21 protein-coding genes are annotated in these 25,383 nt (G+C 47.4%); 17 read left to right on the forward strand and 4 right to left on the reverse strand.

Annotated elements, in window-relative coordinates:
* The first annotated feature begins 30 nt into the window (after nt 1-30).
* The 3 genes from NST47_RS12755 to NST47_RS12765 all read left to right on the forward strand — a co-directional run bounded on the left by NST47_RS12755 (nt 31) and on the right by NST47_RS12765 (nt 3,110).
* Nucleotides 31-1,545 carry an extracellular solute-binding protein gene (locus NST47_RS12755; RefSeq protein WP_341155487.1) on the forward strand — a complete coding sequence of 505 codons (1,515 nt, stop codon included), beginning with the start codon at nt 31-33 and terminating at the stop codon, nt 1,543-1,545.
* A 40-nt stretch (nt 1,546-1,585) separates the two neighbouring features.
* Nucleotides 1,586-2,659, forward strand: a complete 1,074-nt coding sequence (locus tag NST47_RS12760; protein WP_341155488.1) for an amidohydrolase family protein — start codon at nt 1,586-1,588, stop codon at nt 2,657-2,659.
* 82 nt (nt 2,660-2,741) lie between these two features.
* Nucleotides 2,742-3,110, forward strand: coding sequence for a Rieske (2Fe-2S) protein (locus NST47_RS12765; protein WP_341155489.1), 369 nt, complete (start codon nt 2,742-2,744; stop codon nt 3,108-3,110).
* A gap of 188 nt (nt 3,111-3,298) precedes the next feature.
* Here the strand turns inward: NST47_RS12765 and NST47_RS12770 are convergent, their stop codons facing one another.
* A complete protein-coding gene (locus tag NST47_RS12770) occupies nt 3,299-4,339 on the reverse strand; it encodes a LacI family DNA-binding transcriptional regulator (RefSeq protein ID WP_341155490.1) in 1,041 nt (346 codons plus the stop codon).
* 167 nt (nt 4,340-4,506) lie between these two features.
* On the opposite strand from NST47_RS12770, the gene NST47_RS12775 reads away from it, so the two are divergent.
* From NST47_RS12775 to NST47_RS12805, 7 genes are all read left to right on the forward strand, one after another.
* Nucleotides 4,507-5,916: an FAD-dependent oxidoreductase gene (locus NST47_RS12775; protein WP_341155491.1), complete on the forward strand. Its 1,410-nt coding sequence runs from the start codon at nt 4,507-4,509 to the stop codon at nt 5,914-5,916.
* A gap of 131 nt (nt 5,917-6,047) precedes the next feature.
* A complete protein-coding gene (locus NST47_RS12780) occupies nt 6,048-7,664 on the forward strand; it encodes a response regulator (RefSeq protein ID WP_341155492.1) in 1,617 nt (538 codons plus the stop codon).
* Nucleotides 7,665-7,681: 17 nt separating this feature from the next.
* Entirely contained in the window at nt 7,682-9,520 is a 1,839-nt protein-coding gene (locus NST47_RS12785) for a cache domain-containing sensor histidine kinase (RefSeq protein WP_341155493.1), read from the forward strand.
* Between the two features lie 171 nt (nt 9,521-9,691).
* Nucleotides 9,692-10,657, forward strand: coding sequence for an ABC transporter permease (locus NST47_RS12790; RefSeq protein WP_341155494.1), 966 nt, complete (start codon nt 9,692-9,694; stop codon nt 10,655-10,657).
* 12 nt (nt 10,658-10,669) lie between these two features.
* The gene (locus tag NST47_RS12795; RefSeq protein ID WP_341155495.1) at nt 10,670-11,545 is read left to right on the forward strand and encodes a carbohydrate ABC transporter permease; all 876 of its coding nucleotides are present in this window, start codon (nt 10,670-10,672) and stop codon (nt 11,543-11,545) included.
* A 77-nt stretch (nt 11,546-11,622) separates the two neighbouring features.
* Nucleotides 11,623-13,173, forward strand: a complete 1,551-nt coding sequence (locus tag NST47_RS12800; protein WP_341155496.1) for an extracellular solute-binding protein — start codon at nt 11,623-11,625, stop codon at nt 13,171-13,173.
* A gap of 97 nt (nt 13,174-13,270) precedes the next feature.
* Nucleotides 13,271-13,894, forward strand: a complete 624-nt coding sequence (locus NST47_RS12805) for an SGNH/GDSL hydrolase family protein (protein WP_341155497.1) — start codon at nt 13,271-13,273, stop codon at nt 13,892-13,894.
* A gap of 104 nt (nt 13,895-13,998) precedes the next feature.
* Here NST47_RS12805 and NST47_RS12810 read toward each other — a convergent pair whose 3' ends face one another.
* A complete protein-coding gene (locus tag NST47_RS12810; protein ID WP_341155498.1) occupies nt 13,999-16,281 on the reverse strand; it encodes an AraC family transcriptional regulator in 2,283 nt (760 codons plus the stop codon).
* Nucleotides 16,282-16,506: 225 nt separating this feature from the next.
* Between NST47_RS12810 and NST47_RS12815 the strand changes: the two genes are divergently transcribed.
* The 4 genes from NST47_RS12815 to NST47_RS12830 all read left to right on the forward strand — a co-directional run bounded on the left by NST47_RS12815 (nt 16,507) and on the right by NST47_RS12830 (nt 21,021).
* Nucleotides 16,507-17,472: an ABC transporter permease gene (locus NST47_RS12815; RefSeq protein WP_445667459.1), complete on the forward strand. Its 966-nt coding sequence runs from the start codon at nt 16,507-16,509 to the stop codon at nt 17,470-17,472.
* Between the two features lie 95 nt (nt 17,473-17,567).
* Nucleotides 17,568-18,449 (forward strand): carbohydrate ABC transporter permease, encoded by an 882-nt coding sequence (locus NST47_RS12820; protein ID WP_341155499.1) that lies wholly within the window; start codon nt 17,568-17,570, stop codon nt 18,447-18,449.
* 102 nt (nt 18,450-18,551) lie between these two features.
* Complete coding sequence (locus NST47_RS12825) at nt 18,552-20,117, forward strand: extracellular solute-binding protein (RefSeq protein WP_341155500.1); 1,566 nt, start codon at nt 18,552-18,554, stop codon at nt 20,115-20,117.
* Between the two features lie 76 nt (nt 20,118-20,193).
* Nucleotides 20,194-21,021: an AraC family transcriptional regulator gene (locus NST47_RS12830; RefSeq protein ID WP_341155501.1), complete on the forward strand. Its 828-nt coding sequence runs from the start codon at nt 20,194-20,196 to the stop codon at nt 21,019-21,021.
* 62 nt (nt 21,022-21,083) lie between these two features.
* Here the strand turns inward: NST47_RS12830 and NST47_RS12835 are convergent, their stop codons facing one another.
* Nucleotides 21,084-21,428 carry a DUF805 domain-containing protein gene (locus tag NST47_RS12835; protein WP_341155502.1) on the reverse strand — a complete coding sequence of 115 codons (345 nt, stop codon included), beginning with the start codon at nt 21,426-21,428 and terminating at the stop codon, nt 21,084-21,086.
* A 464-nt stretch (nt 21,429-21,892) separates the two neighbouring features.
* Here NST47_RS12835 and NST47_RS12840 point away from each other — a divergent pair, with 464 nt between their 5' ends.
* A complete protein-coding gene (locus tag NST47_RS12840) occupies nt 21,893-23,020 on the forward strand; it encodes an amidohydrolase family protein (RefSeq protein WP_341155503.1) in 1,128 nt (375 codons plus the stop codon).
* On the forward strand, nt 23,013-23,375 hold the full coding sequence (locus NST47_RS12845) for a Rieske (2Fe-2S) protein (protein WP_341155504.1): 363 nt from the start codon (nt 23,013-23,015) through the stop codon (nt 23,373-23,375). Before NST47_RS12840 ends, NST47_RS12845 begins: the two co-directional genes overlap by 8 nt.
* 9 nt (nt 23,376-23,384) lie before the next feature.
* Here NST47_RS12845 and NST47_RS12850 read toward each other — a convergent pair whose 3' ends face one another.
* Nucleotides 23,385-24,233 (reverse strand): AraC family transcriptional regulator, encoded by an 849-nt coding sequence (locus NST47_RS12850; RefSeq protein ID WP_341155505.1) that lies wholly within the window; start codon nt 24,231-24,233, stop codon nt 23,385-23,387.
* Nucleotides 24,234-24,417: 184 nt separating this feature from the next.
* On the opposite strand from NST47_RS12850, the gene NST47_RS12855 reads away from it, so the two are divergent.
* The gene (locus NST47_RS12855) at nt 24,418-25,293 is read left to right on the forward strand and encodes a phytanoyl-CoA dioxygenase family protein (protein ID WP_341155506.1); all 876 of its coding nucleotides are present in this window, start codon (nt 24,418-24,420) and stop codon (nt 25,291-25,293) included.
* The last annotated feature ends 90 nt before the right edge of the window (nt 25,294-25,383 follow it).

Here is a 25,383-nt window from a genome sequence, read left to right on the forward strand (position 1 = left end):
ATGGATTTCTAAAAACAGGGAGGGTTACAAATGAATTACAAAAAAACAGCGTTAATCAGTATGTCGGCTTTGCTCGTTGCTGGCGTAGCGGCTGGATGCGGCAATGATGCGGGGACTGGGGCAAGTAAAGGAACGGAGAAGTCAAGCGGGTCAGCGACGGCTGCGAACACTAATAAAAATGTAAGCGTTATGATGTCCTATCATCCATCGTTAGAGCAGTTCTCAGGGTCAGACGACATGAATAACAACAAGCTGGTCAAGTTATTGAAGGAGAAATCAGGGTTTAATGTAAAATATGAAGCACTGCCCAAAGATAATCCGTCCCAGAAGGTTTCCATCATATTTGCTTCCGGTGATGTTCCGGATCTGATACGGATCAGCGGCAAGTCCGACTATTTCAAGCTCGCTCAGCAGGGTGCATTCGAACCATTGGATGATTTGATCAAGTCCAGTATCCCGAATTTAAGCTCATACCTTACACCGGAAATTATGGACTCTACGCGATTAGACGGCAAAATATACGGAATTCCACACCGTGTAGCGCAGAAGGTAGGCAATGGTATCCTTATGCGGTCCGACATTACCAAGGAATTAGATCTAAAAGATCCGGTGACGCTTGATGATTTTTATGCAACACTTAAAACGATTAAGGAAAAGAAAAATCTTGCTGGTTTGACTGCTGCCGCCGCCAATCCTGGAGCCTTCACGAATTCTTTCCTTCCGTTCGCAGCAGCCTACGGTGTTGGCAACAGGACCGTCGTAAAGAACGGCAAGCTGGAGTTTTCTGTGCTGCAGCCGGAATATAAGGAATTTTTAACGACAATGAAAAAGTGGTACAGTGAAGGCTTGATTGATCAGGAGTTCTCCATTAATAAAGATGTGAAGGACAGGATGATCAATGGTACATCCGTATTCAATACGGCGGCTTGGTCAGATGCGTTGACGATTGACCGATCGATCCAGGAGAAGAAGACAGGAGGCACCCTGAAGTTCATTGCTCCTGTAACAGGCAAAGACGGTCAATCCGGCGTCCCGGAGGAAGCCGTTGTTGGCAGCTCCTATTGGGTTATTCCCAAGCAAGCCAAAAACAAACAGGGAGCAGCTGAATATTTGAATTATGTCATTGGACCTGAAGGAGATCAATTGCTGACCTACGGAATTGAAGGCCAAGACTTTAAAATGGAAAACGGCAAACCCGTACAAACAGCTGAACAAAGCAATGCCATTAATTGGCGCACGCTGTATTTCTTTGGGGATACCGATCCAAGCTTCTTTGCCAGATTAGGAGCGAAAGGCTTCTTGCCTTATTATGAACCCCTTATTCCTTTCAAGCGGAACCGGGAAGAAACCGTATATGCACCATCTGTAGAAGCGTATGATTCCAAATCCACTGAATTGCGTAATTTTGGTGAAGAAAACTCCTTGAAATTTATTATGGGCAAACGGAGCTTGGATGAATTTGATAAATTTGTACAGGAATACAATGCCAAAGGCGGCAAAGCAGCTATTGATGCGATGAATGAATGGTATACGAAGAAAAAATAACCGGTAAAGCCCCCTGATCCGGAAGAGAGGTTGATAATCCATGAATCCCGGCAAAGAAATATTGAAGGTGATTGATTGTGATGTACACAATCAGTTCCGCAGCAACCAAGATCTTGTTCCTTATTTGGAGGAGCCATGGAAAAGTCAGGTGAGAAAATTCGGTTGGCACGGAGGAGGGCTGCCCTATGCATCGCCAATCGGCAATAAACGGAAGGATGCCGACCCGCCCAGCGGGCTTCCGGTTGGCGCCGATCCCGACTACATGATCGAACACCTGGTGAAACCTTACAATATGGAATACGCTCTGTTGAACTCCGATTCGATAATCGGCATATCGGGATTTGCGGATGCGGATTATGCTTCAGCGATATGCCGCGGGTATAATGATTACTTCATTAATGAATGGCTTTCGAAAAGCGAACATTTCAAAGGTTACCTGTGTATCGCGACGCAAGACCCGTTGGAGGCTGCCCGGGAAATTGACCGGGTAGGTCCCCATCCGGATATAGTCGGCGTTGTTGTAGTAGGCGGCTCGCGGACTCCCTACGGTCAGCGGTTATTTCATCCGATCTATGAGGCATGCGTCAGAAATGATCTTCCCTTCGTCATCCATCCGGGAGCTGAAGGAGCGGGTATCTTTAATCCGCCGACAGCAGTCGGATATGTAAGCAATTATTTGCAGTGGCATACCTGCCTGCCGCAATCCTATATGGCTCATTTGGTCAGCTTTGTCTGCGAAGGCGTGTTTGAGAAGTATCCTACCTTGAAGGTCGTGTTCTGCGAAGGCGGCGTTAACTGGCTACCACCGTTATTATGGAGATTGGATAAAAATTATAAAGCGTTGCGTGCTTCCGCCCCATGGCTTAAGCGGATGCCGAGTGAATATGTGCGTGACCACTGCTTTATGACCACACAACCCATAGAAGAGCCGGATAACCCGAAGCATCTGTTAATGATGTTCGAAATGTTTGATGCGGAAAATATGCTATTGTTTTCAAGCGACTATCCGCATTGGGATTTCGATGATCCGAACCGAATCCTTCAGCAACTGCCAATAGAGAAAAAACGTAAAATTTATTATGAGAATGCGAAGCAGCTTTTTAAGCTTAAATAAAGGGTTGATAAGGCTTTAGGAAGGCTATTCTTATCAGCCTTTCTGGAGCTTGTTAGCAGTGTATATAGGAGGGAAGAGCAGCATGGCGGTTTACTACGTGGCTGACACGGCAATCATACCGGAAGGAACCCACCGGATTGTAGAGGTGGAGGGTCGATCGATTGGTATATTTCATATCAAAGGGGAGTTTTATGCCCTTCATAACAGCTGCCCCCATGAAGGTGCGGAATTATGCAAAGGACCTGTTTGCGGTACAACTCTTCCATCCGATGTGTATGAGTTTAAATATGGACGTGATCAGGAAATTGTGCGCTGTCCTTGGCATGGTTGGGAATTTGATATTAAAACAGGTAAATCTTTATTCAGCGATCGCGTCAGAACGCGCAAATACAATCTGATCTTATCCGAAGGGCAGATCGGTATCGTAATCGGGAGCGCAAACGAAGAATAACTTCAAGAAAGACAGCGACATATGAAGGTTAATCCCAAAAGTCATTTCGGGAATTTTCAGTCCCCACATAACAATCAATATCGAGATACAAAAGAACCTCCAGTTCCACTTTACAGTGGATTTGGAGGTTCTTTTGTAGATATTTGGGATTGTTTCTTTAGGCTTTGCTCTCTCGGGACAGGTCCGGTTTATTCCACACGTACAGCCGTAGTTCCAGCGATACATAAATCTCCCTGAATCCGAATGTGCTCATAGGGCAGCGTTGGATTGGCAATTCGCCAAAGCATACGATCGGCAGCCCGATATCCGGTTTCGCGGATCGAGAGCAGCGGTCTGGTGAAGAGCGGAAGCGAATCCGGCTGCTCATTTAAAAAGCCGATAACAGATACATCCTCGGGTATACGAAGTTTAAGCTCCTGACACAGCTGATAAAAAGGGGCGACCTCACCATGGACACCACAGATCACGGCAGTTGGGGCATGTAGAACAAGCTTGTCTCGCAAATCCTTTAGCCAATCAGGTTGAAGGCTGCGCTGACCGATCGAATGCGCTGCAGCGTCTACCACAGCATTGAATTCATTCATCGCATGGATAAAAGCCTGCCAGCGCACAATAAATCCTCTTTGCGAATGCGTATCGCCAATATACATGATGTTATGATGGCCGATGGACCTTAAATAAGCAACAGCCTGATAAGTGGCTTCGTATATATCCCAGATCACACTGTCCGCCTTGGTACCGAGCGGGGGATAGCTGAGCAGAATCTTCGGCATCGGTATTTGCAGCAGCACAGACTCCCAGGTTTTGGGCAAGATGCTGGGCGCAATGAACAAGCCGTCAGTGAATGCGACTGCTTGTTCCTCCAGCCACTCAGCCATAGCGGCCTCCCGAGTTAAGGCAGGCAGTAAGCAGATTTCAATATGGTGGCCGAAGGAGGCAAAGCGATCATGCAGCCCCTCCAGCAGCAGACGATTATAGCCAATGGATTGCTCGGTCTGTACGAGCAGGAATCTTTTGCGTTCTATGGGATAGGAAATAATCCGCTCCGCTCTCAAGCTGCGGATTTGCTCTTTCGTAAAATACCCGAGCTTCTCCGCCGCTTCCACGATAAGCTGCCTTGTAGCCTCTGACATCCCCGGCTTTCCCTTTAAGGCCTTGTTAACGGTCTGTATCGTAACGCCAAGCTGCTGAGCGATAGTTTTCAGCGTTACCTGCTTGCGTATGGGCATACTTGGGCACCCCTTGAATTAGATTAGGATTTTATTGGCTATGCTTCGGTAGCTTGTGCTTATGTTCTATCCTACCATGCTTTGATTTTAGATGAAACTAAAATGAAACTAGTTCTCTTGCAGCGGCAGCTTATAATGAAGATATCTTACTTAAGGAGGCTGACAATATGAATAAGCAAGCGTTAACCACGATTACAATAACTTCTGAGCTGCAGGTGTCCCATACACCGGATGTTGTCGTTATCGGAGGCGGTGCGACAGGGATTGCTGCTGCCATAGCAGCGGCACGGAATGGCGCGAATACATTGTTGATCGAGCAGCGCGGATACCTCGGCGGTATGGGTACGGCAGCTTTGGTGCCTGCCTTTTGCCCCTATACGGATGGAGAAAAGCCGATTATTCGCGGTATCGGACTGGATCTGCTGGAGAAGATGAAGCAGGCGGCCGGTGACAAATTTCTTAACAGCTACAAGGATTTGCTGGATTGGGTACCGATTGACGTGGAAACGCTAAAGCGGGTATATGACAAGGAGGTGCTGGACAGCGGCGCCCAGCTTTTGTTTCATACGGTCGCAGACCAAGTGCTGCTCGATGGCGACCGGATCAGCGGAATCGTCATTAGCAACAAGTCTGGACGTTCTGTAGTTCAAGCAAAGCTGTATATCGATGCGTCGGGAGACGCCGATCTGGCTGCGCTAGCCGGTGTTCCGTTTCAAACGGGTGGAGAGCAGGGCGAGCTGCAGCCGGGTACGATGTGTTATGTGGTATCTGGCGTGGATAAAGCGCGCTTCGAGCAGTTTATCGAGCAGTCCGGGCAAGGCAAAAGCTTGGAAAAAACCGTCGTAGAAGCTCAGCTTAACGGTGATCTTCCGGAAGGTCGTAAACGCATTTCGGGTATGGCCTGGATCACAGATTCAGTGGTCGGCTTTAACTTTGGTCATATCTTCGGTATCGACGGGACGAAGGCAGAGGATCTGACCCGTGCCGCGATTGAAGGGCGTGTGCTGATCGATGTGCAAATCCAGTTTTTGCGTAAATATGTACCGGGCTTTGAGGACATTCATTTGGTACATTCCGGCGATCAGATCGGGATTCGGGAAACACGGCGGATTGCCGGTGATTATACGCTGGTTGTCGATGATTTTATCTCGATGCGAACCTTCGAGGATGATATAGCCCGTAATGCTTATTTTATCGATATTCATCTAGCCAATGCGACCAGTACGATGGTCATCAAGCATCTGCCGAAAGGACAATCACATGGAGTGCCTTATCGCTGCATGCTGCCGCAGGGCAAGTCCAATCTGATCGTCGCCGGGCGTTCCGTTTCCTCCGATCGTCCCGTGCAGGGCTCGCTCCGCGTAATGCCGAACTGCTTTGCGATGGGGCAGGCGGCAGGAACAGCAGCGGCTATGGCGAGTGTAACCGGTAGCGGGTTTCGCGAGGTATCGATACCTGAGCTCCAGCGGAAGCTTGTTGAGCAAGGCGCTTGGCTGGGGGAACGACCAGGCCATGCGGATGCTGTGGCTGTAGGTGTAGGGGCTTCGGGTAAGGTTGAATTCGACGATGAAGCTTGACCCAAAGTAAATGAACCAGATCAAAGATCGGCCTCCTGTATGATTGCGGCGGGAGCGGCGATCTTTTGTCTTTTTGCGTGTGTCTGTGCGTCATTCAAGTTATACTACATAATAGATGGGAGGGGCAGCACATGTATCGATTGGTTATCGTGGACGACGAGCCTACAGTGCGGCACGGGCTGAGCACTTATTTTGACTGGAGTCAGTATGGAATTGAGGTCGTCGGTGAAGCGGACGATGGGGATGTCGCTCTCGAACTCATTGAACGGATCAAGCCCGATATGGTGCTGACCGATGTCCGCATGCCGCAGATGGATGGCATACAGCTGTCCAGTGAAATCAAGCTGCGCTTTCCCGGGATCAAAATTGTTTTTGTCAGCGGGCATGATGATGCGGATTATTTGAAGTCTGCGCTTAAGGTCAATGCTGTCGATTATATATTCAAGCCAGTGAATATGCAGGAGCTGGCAGCTGTGGTGGAGCGGGTGGTCAAGGAGCTGCAGGATGCGGAGCAGGAGCGCACCTATATTGTAGACATGCAGGTGAAGCTGACGCAAAGCATGCCTTTACTGCGGGAGAAGTTTCTGATGTCATTGATTTGGGATGGCGTGACGAATCCGGCACGGATCAAAGACCGGCTGGATTTTCTCGGACTCGATTTGCCGGCCGAAGCCGATTATTGGACACTCGTATTGAAAATCGATGATAGCGCAGAGGTGGTGGCGACCCGAACGGAGCGGGATCAGCAGCTGCTTTCCTATTCGGTTCTCAACATCGTTCAGGAATTGACGGAGCAGATGATGCAGGGGTATGCCTTTGAAACCCGCAATGGCGAGTTCGTCGTCATTCTGAGAATGGGGGAGGAAGATAGTCAGGAGGAACGGCTGTTCAGCTTAACCGAGCAAATTCGCGACAACCTGAAGCGTTGGTTGAAAATTAGTGTCACTATCGGTGTAGGCGAGCGAATTTCCGGATTGCAATCGATGCCTGAATCGTATAACCAAGCACGCGAGGCGGCCGATCAAAGATGGTATCTGGGGAAAAATCATATTATCTCGATCGATAATTTACAGCAAAATACGGACAGCCTTTATCGGTTCGATACGGCTCAGGGTGAACGCATCATGTCGGTGCTAAAGGCTACGGATCAGGAAAAGCTGATCGCCGAGCTGGATGGAATTTTTGAGCCCCTGTCGCGAAGCCGCAAGGAAGGCTTGACCAACTGCCGTAACGTCAGTCTGCAGCTGATTCTGATGGCAAGCCGACTGCTGCTGGAGCTTAATATGATGGGGCCGGAGATGGCCGACAAGGAAGCCGCACTGTGGGAGCAGGTATTTAAGCAGGAAACGATTCTCGATCTGCGTCACAGAGTAGAGACTCATCTGCTGGATGTATGCGAACGGATCCGTGAAAAACGGAGCAGCAAGCCCAAAAATGCGATTGAACGGGTACATACCCTGATCGATGAACGGTTTGCCGAAAACCTTCAGGTTGGCGATATCGCGCGGGAAGTGTTTTTGTCGCCGACCTACTTGTGTCTGCTGTTCAAGCAGGAAACGGGAGAAACGATCAATGAATATTTGACCAAGGTAAGAATCGAAAAGGCCAAGGAGCTGCTAAGCGATCCGCGCAATAAGTTTTATGAGGTGTGTTATACCGTCGGCTATTCGGACCCGAGCTATTTTAGCAAGCTGTTCAAAAAGTATACGGGTCTGACACCAAGCGCATTTCGCGACCAATTGCCTTAAAGGGGGGAATAAGAAACATGAGAAGACTCTTGAAAAGAAGCTGGAACTATGGCTTGCTGCTCTTGAAAGGAGCCATGGCGGCCAGACGCTGGCTGTTGGCTTATGTCATTCTCATTCTGATTCCTGCTGCGCTGCTGCTCTATTCATATACGCAAAAGTCCTCTCAGATCATTGAAGAGGAAGTAACCCGTACGATGCTGCAGACGATTAAGCAAGCAAGCATCAACCTCGACTACCAGTTCGATTCGGTCCGTGATACGTCGAATATTATTTTTATGAATCCGAAGCTTCACCAATATTTAAGCAGCACGGCTTCTATTGGACAGCAGCTCGACTCGCTCAAGGAGCTGAGGTATCTGGTCGATAACGCCGGGACGAATCCGAATGTGATGCGGGTTCGTTTGTTTGTGAACAGCAATCGGATTTTTTCCGGGGAACGGGTCAACTTTTTCACATTGGATAGCTTGAAGGGCAGGCCTTGGCTCCAGCAGGTGATGGATGCAGGCGGCACCATTGTGTGGACGGGCGCTTATCAGGAATCGTATTTGGACCCCGGTCCTGTCTATGTGTTCTCCGGTGCCCGAATGCTGAGAGATCCTGAAGTATACGATCAGATTTCAGGCGTACTCTTGATCGATGTGGCCGAAAGGACGATCCAGGATATTTTGGCCAAAATCAAGCTGACCCAAGAGGGTACGATCTACCTTGCAGCACCGGATGGGACGATGATATCGAACAAAGATAAGACGCTGCTGGGCAGTAAAATGGAATTTTCTGAGGTGCTGGCCGCATTCGGACAAAGCGAGGAAGGCATTATCCCCGTAATGAAGGACAACAACTCTCGTTATGTCGTGTATACAACGCTTCGATCAACGGGCTGGAAGCTGGTTGCGGAAATTCCGAAGGCGGAGATTACGTCGCGAGCGACGGCACTGAATCAGTTTTCCGGAATTGCCACGTTATCGAGTGTCACGATTTTGTTCCTGCTGCTTGTATTTATTTTATTAGCCGTGCTTGTACGAGGCATGAACCGCAGGATGCAATCCGTGATCATGATGATCAAACGGGAAGGAATCGAAAGCCTGGATGAACGCTCGGGTATGTCTGAGGGTGACTCCAACCTTTTGGAAAATAGCGTCGATCATTTGATTCACAAGGTTCATGATTTGATGGAAGAGACGTATCGATCCAGGGTTCAGGAGCGGGAAGCGCAGCTGCGGGCCCTCCAGGCACAGATTAACCCGCATTTTCTGTACAATACCTTGGATACGATTAACTGGATTGCGATCGGACGGGGAGCTCACGATATTAGCCAAATGATTGACGGGTTAGCCAAATATTTTCGGCTTAGCCTCAACAAAGGCAAGGATAGGGTCAGTGTCAGCGATGAACTGAATTTGGCCAAAGTATATCTGGACATTCAGCAAACCCGGTTTCCGAAAAGCTTTGAATTTCATATTGAAGCGGAAGCTGGCCTGGATGTGTATGAAATGCCTAAGCTAACCCTCCAGCCGATTGTCGAAAATGCGCTGCTGCATGGGATTCGCAAATCAAAGGGTAAGGCAGGCACGATATGGATTCGAGCAGCCATGGAAGGTGACGAGCTGGTATTATCGGTTACGGATGACGGAATCGGCATGCAGCAGGAGCTGGTGGACACCCTGCTGACTGAGCCACAGCCTGCCATGCGATCCGATGGATCAGGGAGCTCCTATGGGTTATATAATGTGAACGAGCGTATTAAATTGTTTGCCGGAGAGCAATACGGGTTGACCATCGGGTCGAGGCTTGGCGAAGGTACGACGGTTGTTGTTCGTTTCCTCTGCTTGCAGTCAGATCAGCACAATAAGGCTTAATGCATCATCCTATAGTCCAAACCATAAACCGCACTCTTCGAAAATAGAAGAGGGGCGGTTTTTTGTATAAATACCTTAAGATAATACCAGAAACACAAATATTGCCATCTACAGACGGATCGGCTCTCTCTATATAATACAAATATACCAACACGGAGGTGAGCTGACCACATGAGTCGTACCCTAGTAGAACCTGAACCCCAAATCGTTCAAACCAAAGCGAGAAGAGTAAACAGCGGCCGCTGGAGATTGTTTCGAGGCAATCTCGACCTCTATATATTGTTAGTCCCTGGCTTGCTGTTTCTATTGCTGTTCAAGTATGCGCCCATGTATGGCATTATTATCGCTTTTCAGGACTTTAACATTTTTGATGGGTTTACCGGCAGTAAATGGGTCGGACTGGCCCAATTCGAAAAGCTCGTTCACTCGGAAGAATTTTATCAGGTATTTATCAATACGTTATTGATTTCGCTGTACAAAATCGTGCTGCTGTTCCCGATCCCGATCCTGATTGCACTTTTCCTGAATGAGGTGCGCAGGACCTGGTTCAAAAAAACCGTACAAACGATCATCTTCCTGCCGCATTTCCTGTCCTGGGTTATTATTTCGGGCTTGTTCATCAACATCCTGTCACCAAGCGGCGGACTGGTCAATAATGTCATTCAAGCCTTTGGCGGCACACCGATATCCTTCTTTCTGGACAACAGCTTCTTCCGCAGTGTGATCGTATTTACGGCTGGCTGGAAAGAATCGGGCTGGAATGCGATTATCTTCATCGCTGCTATCGCAGGTATCGAGCAGGAGCAGTATGAAGCGGCTGCCATTGATGGAGCAGGGCGAATTAAACAAATGCTGCATATTACACTGCCTGGCATCGTGCCGACGATCATTCTGATTTTTATTCTGCGCCTGGGCTATTTACTGGAAGCGGGAACCGAACAAATTTTGACCATGTACAATTCGGTTGTCTATCAATCGGGCGATGTTATAGGAACCTTCGTATACCGTCAAGGGCTTGGGCAGCAGGATTACAGCTTCAGCACGGCGGTTGGCATATTCAATTCGCTGGTTGGCTTTATTCTGATTGTCGCAGGCAACGAGCTTAGCAAAAAACTGATCAAACGCAGCATCTGGTAGGAGGCGAGAAATATGCATAAAAAAACAATTGGCGATTGGTCCCTCGACATCTCCGTTTATCTGGTATTGCTGCTGTCGGGTCTGGCTACCTTACTGCCGCTCGCTAACGTGCTTTCCAAAGCCATCAGCGAGGAATCCGCCGTGGTATCCGGGAGAGTCGGGATTTTCCCTGTAGGCTTTCAGCTCGACACGATGAAGCATGTTGTATCTTCCGCACAATTCCTTCATTCGATAGGGGTTTCCCTGCTGATCACAGTGGTGGGTACCGTGCTTTCAATTCTTTTGACAGCGATAACAGCCTATCCCTTATCCAAAAGGCACCTGCCCGGCATTTCCTTTATCATGCTGCTGTTTATTTTTACCATGCTGTTTAATGGCGGCATCATTCCAAACTACCTGTTGATGAAGCAGCTTCACCTGATTAACAGTCTTTGGTCGCTTATGCTGCCAGCCTTGATTAGCGTGTTCAATATGCTTGTCATCAAAAGCTACTATGAATCGTTGCCGGAAGCGCTGGAGGAGTCAGCCAGAATGGATGGTGCACGCAATTTTACAATTTTATTCCGAATTATCATACCGTTGAGCGTTCCTGTTATTGCGACCATCGCGCTCTTCTATGCCGTTTATTTCTGGAACGACTATTTCCATCCCATGCTTTATATCAACGACGCCGGCTTGAAGCCATTGCAATTATATTTGCGAGATATCGTCATGGATGCGGACAGCTCCAGCGCCGTCAACAAAAGCGTTGACGATATGATGAACGTATCTCCGGAAGGTGTGCGTGCGGCAACCGTTATCGCTTCGATTATCCCGATGCTGCTCGTGTATCCTTATTTGCAAAAGCATTTTGTCAAGGGTGTATTGATCGGCTCTGTCAAAGGATAAATTTGCGTTAATGCTCGGGGTGCTTGCATCCTGGGTTTAATGATATAGTAAACATAATCGAATCGGGAGGTTTACACATGTTGATAAACAGAAAAACCATGCTGCTTACGGTTGCAGCCACCTTGTCAGTGACGTCGCTTGCGGCCTGCTCCAGCCCAACCAACACCAGCGGTGGCAGCGCGCCAAATCCTGCCCCGGCAGCTTCAGCGCCAGCAGCACCAGCTCCCAAGCCGGAATTGAAATCACTTCAAATCTGGCAAAAGGATGACTACAATACGTATCCGGTAGCCAAGTATTTGGAGCAAGCTACAGGCTATAAGGTCCAATATGATATGCTGCCGCAGGATAAACCACAGGACAAGCTGAACATTCTGATTGCCTCCGGCGAGCCTTACGACGCGATTACGACTACCGGTGGTACGGATTTCAAAGCTTTGTATGCCGATTACGCCAAAAAAGGAGCTTTAACGGACTTAGGTCCCCTGATCGACAAGTTTGGACCTAACATTAAAGCAGCGATTGATCCGGCTGCCCTGGAAGCGGCTAAAGTGGATGGCAAGCTGTATGCGATTCCTACCAGAACGATTCCCTTCGCTGCATCCAGCCTATACATTCGTGAGGATTGGCTAGATAAAGTCGGAATGAAAGCGCCTACTACACTAGATGAGCTCGTGGCAGTTCTGAAAGCGTTTAAAGACAAAGATCCAGGCGGCAATGGTGATAAAAATATTCCTTTGACCATAAGAGGGGATGCTTCCTTTATTGACAATATTGTTGGTGCATTCGGAATGCCTGGCTTCTGGAACAACGTGAATGGCAAGCTGACGCCTCGCGCCATGGACCCTGCTTACAAGGAGTATGTAACGTTTATGGCAGATCTGTTCAAACAGGGCCTGCTCGATAAAGAATTCGGTGCGAACAAGGATGCGACTGCCAAGGAAAAATTCACCAGCGGCAGAGCGGGCATGATGATGTTGAATTGGTCCGATGTACCGACCATTGCGGATGCCTTAACCAAAAGTGTACCTACGGCCAAGGCTGCCTTTATTCCGACGATAAAAGGAAAGGATGGCAAAACCGGCTTGAACACCAGCTCAGGCTTTGACCGCATCACGTACATTCCCAAATCCTCCAAGCATGCAGAGGATGCGATCAAATGGATGAATGCCAAGCTTGAAAAGGACGTCTTTAGAACGATGGCGATTGGTGAGGAGAACAAGCATTATACACTTAAGGACGGCGCGTACATGCCTATTCTGCCGATCTTTACCGACGAGCGGAATCAGGCTAACAACTTCTTGACGGGTACGGACGATAAAAACTATCCGACCTATTGGCAGGCTCGTGTTCGCAAGGACCCACGGTTGTTCGATGCATGGAACTATATGAATAAAATCCAGCCGGATAGCACAAGAATAGAGGATCCGCTTGGATTTGCTCCTTACTTGCCTGAATTCTCCAAGAGCTTCCAACAGCTGAATACGTTAGTTGGCGATTATACGAACAAGCTGATCTATGGTGCAGAACCGATGACGGGGATAGACAATTTTATTCAAAAGTTCAAAACCTCTGGTGGAGATGCAAGCTACAAGGAAGTGAACGATTGGTACGCAACTGCGAAGAAATAAGGTAGATTGAATTCGCGGCAATTCTCGCACTGTTGTTGGAGTGTGAGGTTGCCGCTTTGTTGGTCTTGGAGTTATCTTGTTCTCGGAGGGAATACACATGGAGAATCGATTAGAACGCAAATGGCAAGGGAAAAGCTGGTGTACCCTGGGTGACAGCATTACCGAAGCCAATGGCTACCAGCCCTTGGTTGGTGCTGTACTAGGGTTTTCCGTGATCAGTAATGAAGGGAAAAGCGGTTGTCCACTCACTGCTGGCGGTGACCGGGATTATGGGGCCACCGTGCATATCGGTCGCAGCATCGAGCCGATGTTCGATTGCGTTACGATCTTCGCGGGTACCAATGATTATCGCCTGGATAAGCCGATAGGGCACAAGGATGATCGGAATATCCATACCTTTTATGGTGCTTACCTCACATTGGTCGAGGATTTATTGAACAAGAACCCGGCATGCAGGCTCAATTTATGGACGCCTCTCCAGCGCGATAAAGACGGCTTCGATATCGATACTATCAATCAGTCCGGTCATCGGCTTATCGATTACGTCGAGGTCATTCAGGAGATCGGCAACCGTTATGCACTTCCGGTACTGAATTTGTATGCAGAAAGTGGCTTCAATCGGTTTACGCTGTCTTATTTGAGTAAGGATCGGTTACATCCGAACGAACAAGGCTATGAACGGATTGCGTCGATGGCTGTCAGCTTTCTGGAACGTTTATAATCAATTCGAATGGTTCAGATTATCCTTACAATTCCCAATAGACCTTCCATGCTGCTCTGGAGCAAATGGAAGGTCTTTCTTCGTCTATATGGCCTGATTAACGGTTATTTCGACTGCCGCTCTCTGTACTGCCCCGGTGTGATACCCTCATGCTTCTTGAAGGTTCGATTAAAATAAGCGGCCTGATAGCCTACCTGCGAGGCAATATCGTTGATTTTCTCATCCGTTTCTATCAACAGCTGTTTGGCCTTGTCCATACGGAATTGGGTTAAATAATCAATAAACGTTGTGCCTGTAACCTGCTTAAAGCCGACACTCAGCTTCTTGGGGTATGTGCCGTGCAAATCCGCGCAATATTCCAGGGAAATATCCTTCATATAAGTTTCGTGAATCGTATGAAGCACCTTTTCGACGAGCTGTTTGAGCTGAATGTCCTGCGTTTGATGCATTTCCTGCAAATAAGGTGCGATTAATTTGTCCTTGATCGTTTGGATCGTGGTCTTGGGGTCCATATGAAACAGCTTTTCCCACAGGGTCTCACCTTCATCCAAATGCAAGGGGTTGAAACCGGAAAGCATGATCGTGTTTTGAATATTGCCGAATAGTTGAAGAAGACCCTGACGCACCTGAATTTCCTTATCACTCTGCTGTTGAAGAGCTGCCAGAAAATGATCCAGACTCTGGTACAGCTCTGTATCGCTACCCATGCGTAGAGCTTGTATAATTTCCTTCTCGGTTTCGAATGGGTAATTAATGGCATGAGACCCTTCCGGCATCATTTCATCCATATACAAAATCTGCTGCTGTTCATCGAGCTTCTTATATTTCAGTGCTTTTCGGGTATCATCGAATAGATCCGAGAGATTGCTGAGCGAGCGGGTGCTTTTGCCTACACAAATGGTAATATGCACCTTGAGCAAATTGTACAGCATGGAAGCGAGCTCGTCAGCGAGATGATACAGGGTGGCCTTGATATCTGCCTCCGACATATCCACAGCAAAGTGGATGAGCAGTCCGACCGTCAAATCCTGAAAGTTAATGACACTGCAGGCCATCGCTCTACCGTTTGCAGCTTCCCCGACAATATTGGATGCTGCAAATGTTACCAGCTGCTCGTCACCAGGCGAAAATTTACCCTCGTGATGAGACAAGCCATGCATCTGAATCATCATTACCGAATGGATGGTATCCTGAACATCCCAGCCGTATTGCTCCATGCGATCGACGATTTCCTTTTCATTCAGAAAATACAAATGACCTTGTACCAGCTGCAGCAAAAAGCTTTCCTTAAGCGTAGGCAGCTGGGTGTCCAGACGTTCCTGCATCATCTGGCTTTCTCGTGAGATATGCTTCCATTCGCTGGCTATAAAATCAAGCTCATCCGTTCCTTCGGAGCTCTGCTTGCCAGAACGAAAGAGCAGAGCAAGCTTGCGAATCGGACGATACGATTGCCTGGAAGCAAACCAGGACAGGAACAGGGCCAACAGCAGTCCAAAGCAGCCTGAGTAGATAACCAACCGGGACAGAAGCTCGACTGGCTGGGTCAACTGTGCAAGCGGCGCAGCTGTGGCGACCTTCCATATATGTCCGATCCGTTTCATCGTGGCATATGAAATCGAATACGATTGACCTTTCAAGGTTTCCACGTAGGAGCCCTGCTCATTTTCTCCGATGACCCTTGCCACTAATAAATCCAGCTCCGTCGGCTGGCTAATGGGATTCAAGCCCAGGGATATGGTTCTGCCATCCTGCTGCATCAGAATTGTGGAGCCTTCGCCTCCGGGTTCAAGCTCCCCGATCAGCCGGTTTAACTGCTTAGCGTTAATTTCTATGATTAATGCAGCCTCTGTAGTGGCTAATCCACCAGGAAGCCGGACGACCAGCATATACGGAGCGGCATTGGGATTACGCGTAATGGTATCTGTCCAGTATATGTCTCGTTGGTAAGAAACCAAGGCTCGATAGTCCTGCAAGGAATCCATGGAGGTAAACTTCTGAATGCCTTTATTTTCCTTGATCAGCACTTCCTGCTTATCCAGATACAGGCTGACCTCATCGATCAGCGGATCCGATGCCTTGATCCACGTCAGTGATCGATAGATCACCTGCTGGATATTATAGAAGTCACGCTCGACATCCAGATTGCCATACGTATTGCTAAGATTCAAATTAAATGACCATTGGGCAATGACGGTTTCCAAATGCGCGAGATTACTGTCAATTCGTTCAGTGGCGAACGAAACCTGATTTTGATGGGTTCGTTTGGCTTCTGCTTCGATATTGGCAGTCCCAATGAAATATACAAACAATCCGATTATGGCAGCGGGTAAACAGGCGCTGATGGCTGCGATGAGAAATGTATTTCTATAATGTTTGTGCTTCCACATGCGCTCACCCCCCAGTATACGTTATATCTTAATACATAGGTGGGCTATAAGCCAAGCGTTTTTGGCCCTTGGAATGAAAGTCCAATGGCAGGAAATCGAATGGAATGAAAGTACATATACAGGAAATGGATGGGGAACGAATATGCAATTGCCGGAAATCAAGCGGCATTATATAGTGAGTCCAAGAACAACAAGAGGATGGTGAATGGGATGAGCGGCCCAAAGATGGATTCCATGAATGCTGCCGCATGGAAGACGACAACACATAACAAGAAAGCAACCAAACGACGAGCAGTCTGGCGAGGGTTAATCAGGGACAAGTATTTGTATGTGCTCGCCTTGCCCATGCTTGCGTATTTCCTCATATTCAAATATGTACCGATGTGGGGAATACTGATTGCTTTTAAAAACTACACGCCTTATGTAGGGTTTATGAGCAGCCCATGGGTAGGGTTGGAGCATTTCGAACGGTTTTTCTCCAATACGGACTTTGTGATCCTGCTTCGCAACACGCTGGCGATCAATGTGCTGAACTTGGTCTTGTTTTTTCCGCTGCCAATCCTGATCTCTGTGATGCTTAACGAGGTCCGTAGAGAGTGGATCAAGAGAACGATACAATCGGTGATTTATTTACCGCATTTTTTATCGTGGGTCGTGATTGCAGGAATTACTTTTCTGATGCTGTCCACGTCAGATGGTGTCATTAACAAGATCCTATTTGCACTTGGCTTTCAAAAGCATGATTTCTTGACGGATTCCAACTTCTTCTGGCTGCTGCTCACGTTTCAGTCGATGTGGAAGGAAGCGGGGTGGGGGACGGTAATTTTCCTCGCTGCGATTGCTTCGATTGATCCGGGACAGTATGAGGCTGCCAAAATTGATGGCGCCGGACGCTTGCGGCAAATCTGGCATGTGACCCTTCCGGCGATTCGTAATGTGATCATTATTTTACTCATTCTGCGGATTGGCCATATGATGGATGTCGGGTTCGAGCAGGTGTACCTGATGATGAACGGAGCCGTGGCCGATGTGGCCGATGTATTTGATACGTATGTATACCGCAGCGGGATTCAGCAGGCTCAGTTCAGCTACAGCACTGCCGTCGGTTTGTTCAAATCGATCGTGGGTGTCATTCTGGTTGTGGTCACAAACCGATTAGCCAAAAAATTCGGAGAAGAGGGCATTTACTAAAGCAGGGTACCAAGGGGATGCAGAAAAGATGCGGCCTGATCTTGGGAACAAGCTCAATGAGCTGCTTGATATCAGCCTAATGAGGAGGTTAACCGATGGTAGATCGGAGTATTTCGGACAAGTTGTTCAGCTCGGCAGTTTTATTCATTTTATTGGTTATTGCTTTAACGATGTTTTTTCCTTTTTATTATGTATTCGTCGTGTCCTTCACCTCACCCATTGAATACTTGCGCAAAGGTCTGGTGCTGTTTCCAACTGAATGGACCCTGACCTCGTACAAATATTTACTGGCGAATAATGTATTTGTGAATGCAACGGCGGTAAGCACCTTTCTCGCGACAGTCGGAACAGCGTTAAGCTTGGTTGTTACCGCAGCGGGAGCCTATACCTTGTCCAGAAGACGACTGCAGGGGAGAAGGGTGCTGCTGATCCTGATTCTGATGACGACCCTGTTTAATCCGGGCATTATCCCGCCGTATCTGGTAGTTAGGGAATTGGGTTTAATCAACAGTATTTGGTCATTAATCGTACCTGTGCTAACGAGCGGCTGGTATGTGATATTAATGAAAGGCTTTTTTGAAAGTATTCCAGAGGAGCTTGAAGAGGCAGGGAAAATTGATGGTGCATCTGATATTGGGATTTTCCTGCGGATCATTTTACCGCTGTCGCTTCCTTCTCTGGCTGCTTTTGGTTTGTTTTATGCAGTGGCTTACTGGAATACCTTCTTCTCGGCGATTTTGTATATCAATAAGGCAGATTTAAGACCGCTGCAGGTTGTACTTCAAATGCTGCTGATTGATTCCTCCAGCTCGTCCTCGGGAGAAATCGCAAATCAGATGTCGAGCGAAATATCGATTCCAACCGATACGCTAAAAATGGCTGCTGTAGTCATCTCGACCGTTCCGATTTTGCTGGTATACCCGTTTTTGCAAAAGCATTTTGCCAAAGGGGTTATGGTCGGCTCGATCAAGGGGTGAGCAGGTTTGGAATAGCCCGTGTGTCTGTGGCGGGTTGATGAATGCAGCTGAAAAAGCTGATATTGGGGTAAGCTTAATAACATACTCAGGGAGGTTACAAGGATGAAACGTTATCATTCAAACATGCACCAAAAAATCGCATTTACATGTGCTGCGGCACTCGTTCTGCCTGCTTTGCTTACGGCTTGCTCAGGTGGTGCCGGAAGTACGGGCGGAGATACGAAAGCCGGAGGAGCGACGAATGCGGATGCAGGGAAACCAACGGAAATCTCGATCTTTGCCAACCAGCAGGGGGCGCAAGCCGTAGATTCCTCTAATGAGCTGCTCAAGGAAATAGAGAAAAAAACGAATACGAAATTGAGTATTACCTGGGTGCCTTTTAACTCAATCAAAGAAAAAACCAAGGTAGCACTGGCATCTGGAGACTTATCTGACCTGACCTTTGTCGATAATGTTTACGATTCGCAGGTCGTCCAGATGGCGACTTCGGGAGCTTTTTGGGATTTGACTCCTTATATCAAGGATTATCCGAACCTGAATGCGCTGCCCAAGGAAATATGGGATAATGCCAAGATTGATGGCAAAAACTTTGGAGTACCACGGCCTCGTCCGCTTGAGGGCGCTTGGGGTGTTCATGTCCGTAAAGATTGGCTGGATAAGCTGGGGCTGAAGGTTCCTGAAACGATGGACGATATTTATGCAGCAGCCAAGGCATTCACTGAAAAAGACCCTGATGGCAATGGAAAAGCAGATACGTTTGGACTTACCGGGAACGTGGATGCCGATGGGATGGGTGCTTTTGGCTGGATTGAAAATGTGTTTGTCGGGGCGTCAGGCAAATGGAAATTGAAGGATGGACAGCTGGTTCCTGTTATTTATGAGCCGGGACAAAAGCAGGCCTTGGAATGGTTGAAAAAAGCCTATGATGAAAAGGTGCTTGTGCCCGATTTTGCCGTTATGAAATCCACACAAGCCAGAGAGCAGTATATGGCGAACAAGGCGGGAATATTTGGCTCTGCACTGAATCCTCAATGGTTGTATACGGATGCGCTTCGTAAAATCGATCCGCAAGCCGACTCCTATCCGTTAACATACGTGACTGGACCGGAAGGCAAGTTCGCGGGCAAGGATTCGGGTGTATTCGGGATGTTTGTCATTCCCAAGACGGTGCCGGAAGCGAAGCTGAAGAAAATTTTGACCTTTGTGGATCAAGGCAATAGCGAGGAAATTTCAACGATGACCCAATTTGGCTTGGCCGATAAGCATTATACAATCAAAGACGGCTTCAAGGTTGCGACAGAGCAAGCCAAGATTGATAATATTCCGGATGTGACGAATAACCTGCTGCAAATTTTTCAACGATACGATAAATACCAACGGGCCTATTATAATGGTATTCCCCAAGAATTCTACGAGCGCAACAAAAAAATCGTCGATGATCGTTCGAGCTTCAGCAAGCCGGACATCAGTACGGGATTAATCTCGCAAACGGCGTTGACCTTAGGACCCGATCTGTACAAAAAGATACAGGATATGAAAATCAAAGTCATTCTTGGTAAAGAGCCGATGTCTGCTTGGGATGATTATGTGGCTAAGCTGAAAACCGATCCACAGTTCGTGAAAATTATTCAAGAAACCAACGAAGCTTACAAAAATAAAAATAAATAATGAGTTGCTTGTCCCTGGTTGCCTGTTCTATGGTAATCAGGGATGTTGTTATTTTCTAATGATAGGGCTGAAGCATATGGATTATGAGTTTTTGACTGGCTTTACGCCGCGAATGGTCGATGTGGTGGAGCGGGAGGCTGGGTTCTGGGAACATTTTAATTATAACCTGCTGCGCGAGAGGACAAGACTTCATGTGCTCTGTTATGTGTACGCGGGTAAAGGCCTGCTTGAGCTTGATGGGGAAAGGCATTTGCTCGTACCTGGCAGTCTGTTTCAAATTCGCCCGAACCGACATATGCAGATTACGACTCAACCGGATTCTCCGGTATGCTTCTTTTCCTTTCATTTTCAATACCGTCTGACAAGCTGGGAGGGCATTAACATGAAAATCACGGAAGGGGTTGAAGAGCTGCCTTTTCCAATCGTACAATATGTTCAGGAGCAGCCTGCTCTGACAGCTGCATTCCGTAAAGCCTTTCAACTGTGGAGGGACAAGAACAGCGGCTACGTATGGCTGGTCAAGCTTGAATTCCTGAATACACTCCAGCTTATGAATCAACTATCCACGATACAGCAGGAGGATTCCTCGACCTTGGCAGCAATTCAGAAGGCCATTCAATATATGAAATCTGCTTATCAGGAGCCGTTAACGAGAGATATGCTGGCCGAGCATGTGTCCTTATCACATGGTTATTTTTCCGTTTCCTTTAAAAAGCATACAGGCATTAGTCCTATCCAATATTTAACGCAAATACGGCTGGATTCCGCGAAGCATCTGCTTAAAAGTTCAATGCTCCCGATCAAAAAAATCGCTGAAGAGAGCGGATTTCCCGATTCCTTTTATTTCTCGCGTTTGTTTGTCAAAGAAACCGGGATGTCTCCTCGCGACTATCGGAACTCTTAACTGCAGCCAATAGAAGAAACCTCTAACACATACATGAGAGAGGTTTCTGATCAATCTTATAATTACATTTTAGGATTCGCGCCATATTTATTATCATACTCATCACTATCCTGACACAAAAATACAATAAGGATAATGCTTCCAATCAGCGGAATCAAACTAATTAAGAGCCACCATCCGCTTCTTCCCGTATCGTGTAGTCGACGACATCCAACAGCTAAAGACGGTAACAAAATAGCTAATGAATACAGTCCTGCTAATATGGAATTCAGATTTACGATTGAATCCAATATGGCCGCTACAATAGAAAAGATGGTACTGAACAGAAAAAACATCCAGTATTCCTTGCGTCTTGCTCTCCCTTGAAATCCAGCGTAATTCTTAAACGCTTTTAAAAACCATTCCATTTCCAATCCACCTCGATTTCATTTTGTTGCGGTATCCGCAATCTTACAATTACTTTTTCTATATCGGCAGGTAGAATACAATTTTTAAGTATATTCCCAAATTTTTTTGAAAATGTCTGCTCTAGGTTTTCCTTTGCCCTTGTTTTTTTGCTTTTGCTCTTGCCCTTGCTCTCTACCTCCTGCCAAGTGAGGTGAACGATGAGCGAAGCGGTCGTGGTGTTCTGGAGAAGGGGAGCGCTCGCCTTTGTTTGCGGATTTTCACCGATAAATGTCTTATCAAATGAGGAAAATTCGCAAACAACAGCGATCGTAAGAACACTTCGACCGCGCAGCTCCTACCGTTCACCTCCCTTGCATACTTTTCTCCAGATTTTCCGAAACTTTTGTTCATGTACGAACCTCCGATGTGCCTTTATAGTAGAACGTATAAGCAATTAGATACCGCGGTTAAAGGAGCGAATAAGATGAACAATAAACCTAATATCATTGATGCTGATGTGCATAATGCGATTGCCAAGCCCAAGGATCTGCTTCCCTTTTTGCCGAGAGTATGGCACGAGAACTGGCTGGCAAGCGGTCCAGGCTACGGTGGAGGCTGGTATTCACCGATAGGCGTGATGCGTAAGGATTCCGTTCCTGAAGGCGGAGGAACTCCAGGCAGCGACCCTGCCTTCATGCTGAAGCATCATTTTGAAAAATACGGAATTGACTACGGGATTTTGACAGGGTCCGGTGTGCTCGGCATTTCTCTGAATCCGAATCCCGATTATGGTAATGTCGTTGCCAGTGCTTACAACGATTGGCTCGTTGAGACCTGGCTGAAGGCCAGTCCGGTATTTAAAGGGTCTATTCTTATCAATCATTCGGACCCGCAGGCAGCGGCCAAGGAAATCGATCGGATGGCCAAGCATCCGGATATGGTACAGGTGATTATGTGCAGTGGTTCGAGAATGCTATATGGTCAGCGTTATTATCATCCGATCTACGAGGCGGCGGAGCGTAACGGATTGCCGGTAGCTGTTCATCCCGGAACGGAAGGCAGGGGGATATCGGGAGCGCCGACACCATCCGGTTACCCGACATCCTATCTGGAATGGCACAATATTTTACCGACGAATTATATGGCTCATGTGAACAGTCTGGTCTGTGAAGGGGTATTTGAAAAGTTTCCAAAGCTGAAGTTTGTTGCCATTGAAGGTGGAATTGCATGGCTGCCGCATCTAATGTGGAGGATGGACAAAAATTATAAAGCGCTGCGGGATTTAGTCCCTTGGTTGAAGCGGATGCCTTCCGAGTATATTCGAGAGCATATTTTGCTAACGACACAGCCGATTGAAGAGCCGACAAGCCCTGATCATCTGAACCAGGTTTTTGATATGATTGGCGGCGACCATATGGTCATGTTCTCATCGGACTATCCGCACTGGGACTTTGATAATCCACAGATGGTGCTGGCGCCGATTCGCAGAGATTTACGACGTAAGATTCTGGTCGAAAATGCTATGAATCTGTATGGACTGTATGACAAACCAGCTGCAAGCATCGCACAATCGACTGAGACTCCTTCGAAGGAGGAACACCCTAATGAATAAAGTCAAAGTACGTTACGAGGCTGCGTCACTCATGGAATTGCAGGAAAAAGGGCGGGTCATAGCAGTGGTTAAAGGTATGGAGATCGGGATTTTTCTTGTAAAAGGAAACCTGCATGCATGGCGAAATGTGTGCCCGCACGCTGCGGCTCCGGTGTGTGTAGGGGTAGTATGCGGGACCCGATTGCCCTCGATGGTATATGAGTATCAATATGGCAGGGAGCAGGAAATTGTTCGCTGTCCCTGGCATGGCTGGGAGTTCGATTTGACCAATGGCCAGCATTTGGCAGATCCTAATGTCCGACTGCGGGGATATGAGGTGGAAACAGACGGTGATCAGGTATATGTGCTGATCTAAATGCTTATGTTAATGTCTATTCCGAAATTGAGTCGGTGAAACGCCGAAATAGGCTGTAAATTGTTTGGTGAAATAATGAATGGAAGCATAGCCCAGATACAATGAAATATCGGTTATGGATCGGTTGCTTTCAAGCAGGGTGGCTGCAGCTCTACGCATTTTTATTTTCAAAAGATAGGCTTTGGGTGACAGTCCCGTCATCTGTTTAAATAAATTATAGAAATGGGTCTTCTGCAGCCCGCTTTGGTGTTGCCAATCAATCTCATCGTCCTGGTTCCAGGAATGGCTCTCCATCTTTTCGATAATACGTTGAATCCGTGGATCGAAGGGTTGTGCTGAGCGGCAAATTTGATGAAATTCCAATATCCAGCCATAAAGCAAACTTGCTGCAATTTCGTTCTTATACAGGCCGTTTTCACTATACACACGAGTTATATGAATAAACAAATCGACAAGACGAGGATGCTGTTGGATTTGTACCACCGAAGGAAAGTGCTCCAGTTCATCACAGGGCATTAGGGTAGTGAGGTATTGGGAGTCGATTTGTGCGGTGTTGTAGGCTACATGCTGCTTTGTCTGCATGGGATGATTTGTCCAAAGCTCGCAATAAATATTATAGCTGGACAAAGGATCTTCATGACTGCTCTGAAAACCATGTATGTGTGTTGGTGGAATATAGAACAAAGATCCTCTACGTACAGGATAACGCTTGGAGCCGACTGTCACCGTGCCTTGTCCACCATCAAATAGATGAAAAGCATAACAATATCCATAACGATTTCCTTCATTGGAGCTTTCATAAAACTTGTAATGGTGCGCAATTCTTAGGGTAGGGACTATATCTTGAATGTTTTTCACGGAGCCGATTCATCTCCTGACCATTGGAATACGAGCTGACCTCCTTAGTTTAACATATTTGGGCGAACTTAAATCACCGGAATATCGTACAAATCAGTGATGATTTATTAAAATACTTATGAACCGTCGATTGCTATAATAATCCTGCAGATCAATCCAAACTTTATCTGGAGGTGTTTGAGCGATGGACGTGTATGCAAGTGGCAGTTTAACGAAAGAGCAATTGGATTTTTATAACGAAGAAGGTTATTTGGTTCTTCCCGAATTATTAACAGAAGAGGATTTGCAAGCGGTGAAGCAGGCGATGTCACAAAAGGTGACACAGATAGCCGATGAGCTGTTAGCCGCAGGGTTAATTACGGATACTTTGGCGGATACTCCTTTTCCGAATCGACTGGGGGATTTGTTCAAGGACTTATCCGCAGAGGAATTTCTGAAATACGGGCGCAGCTGGAGAGACCGCCTTCCAGGCTACTTTAACTTAATGAGCAATCCCAAAATACTGAATGCAGTAGAATCGCTGATTGGCGGTGAAATATTTTCTAACCCGGTTTATAATGTTCGTCCCAAGGTTCCTCTTGTTGCGGCAGGTGCAGTACCGTGGCATCAGGACAAATCGTATTGGCCGGATGCCAATGCAAATCCTGTCATTACAGTATGGATCTCATTGGTTGATGCAACCGAAGAAAATGGCTGTCTGCATGTCAAGCCGCGAACGCATAAAAAGCGGGTGTTGAAATGGCATCGGGAGAGTGCTACAGGAACTGGCTACACCGCGTTAAGCGAGAAGCAATTAGGAACTACACCAACTGTAATCTTGCCCGTAACAGCAGGGAGTGCGATATTGTTTAACGATCGCTGCCTGCACATGTCGACTCCAAACTTGTCGAAAAGTGTTCGCTGGAGCGTGGATCTGCGTTACCAGCCAACAGATCAGGACCCGATGCCACAGCATGGAGCCGGTTTTCTTGCAAGAAGCCATAAGTATCCTGATCGGGTATGCACCTTGGCGGATTGGTTAAACAACAAACCTGAGCATAGAGAACAGGATTTGCAATAATTGCATAGCAAACAGCGCCCTGAACCCGATATTTCACTCGGGTCAGGGCGCTGTTTATTTGGAGCCGTCATGCGGAGTATCGCAATGGAC

The sequence above is a fragment of the Paenibacillus sp. FSL H8-0034 genome (genome assembly GCF_038000305.1).
Taxonomy (GTDB): domain Bacteria; phylum Bacillota; class Bacilli; order Paenibacillales; family NBRC-103111; genus Paenibacillus_S.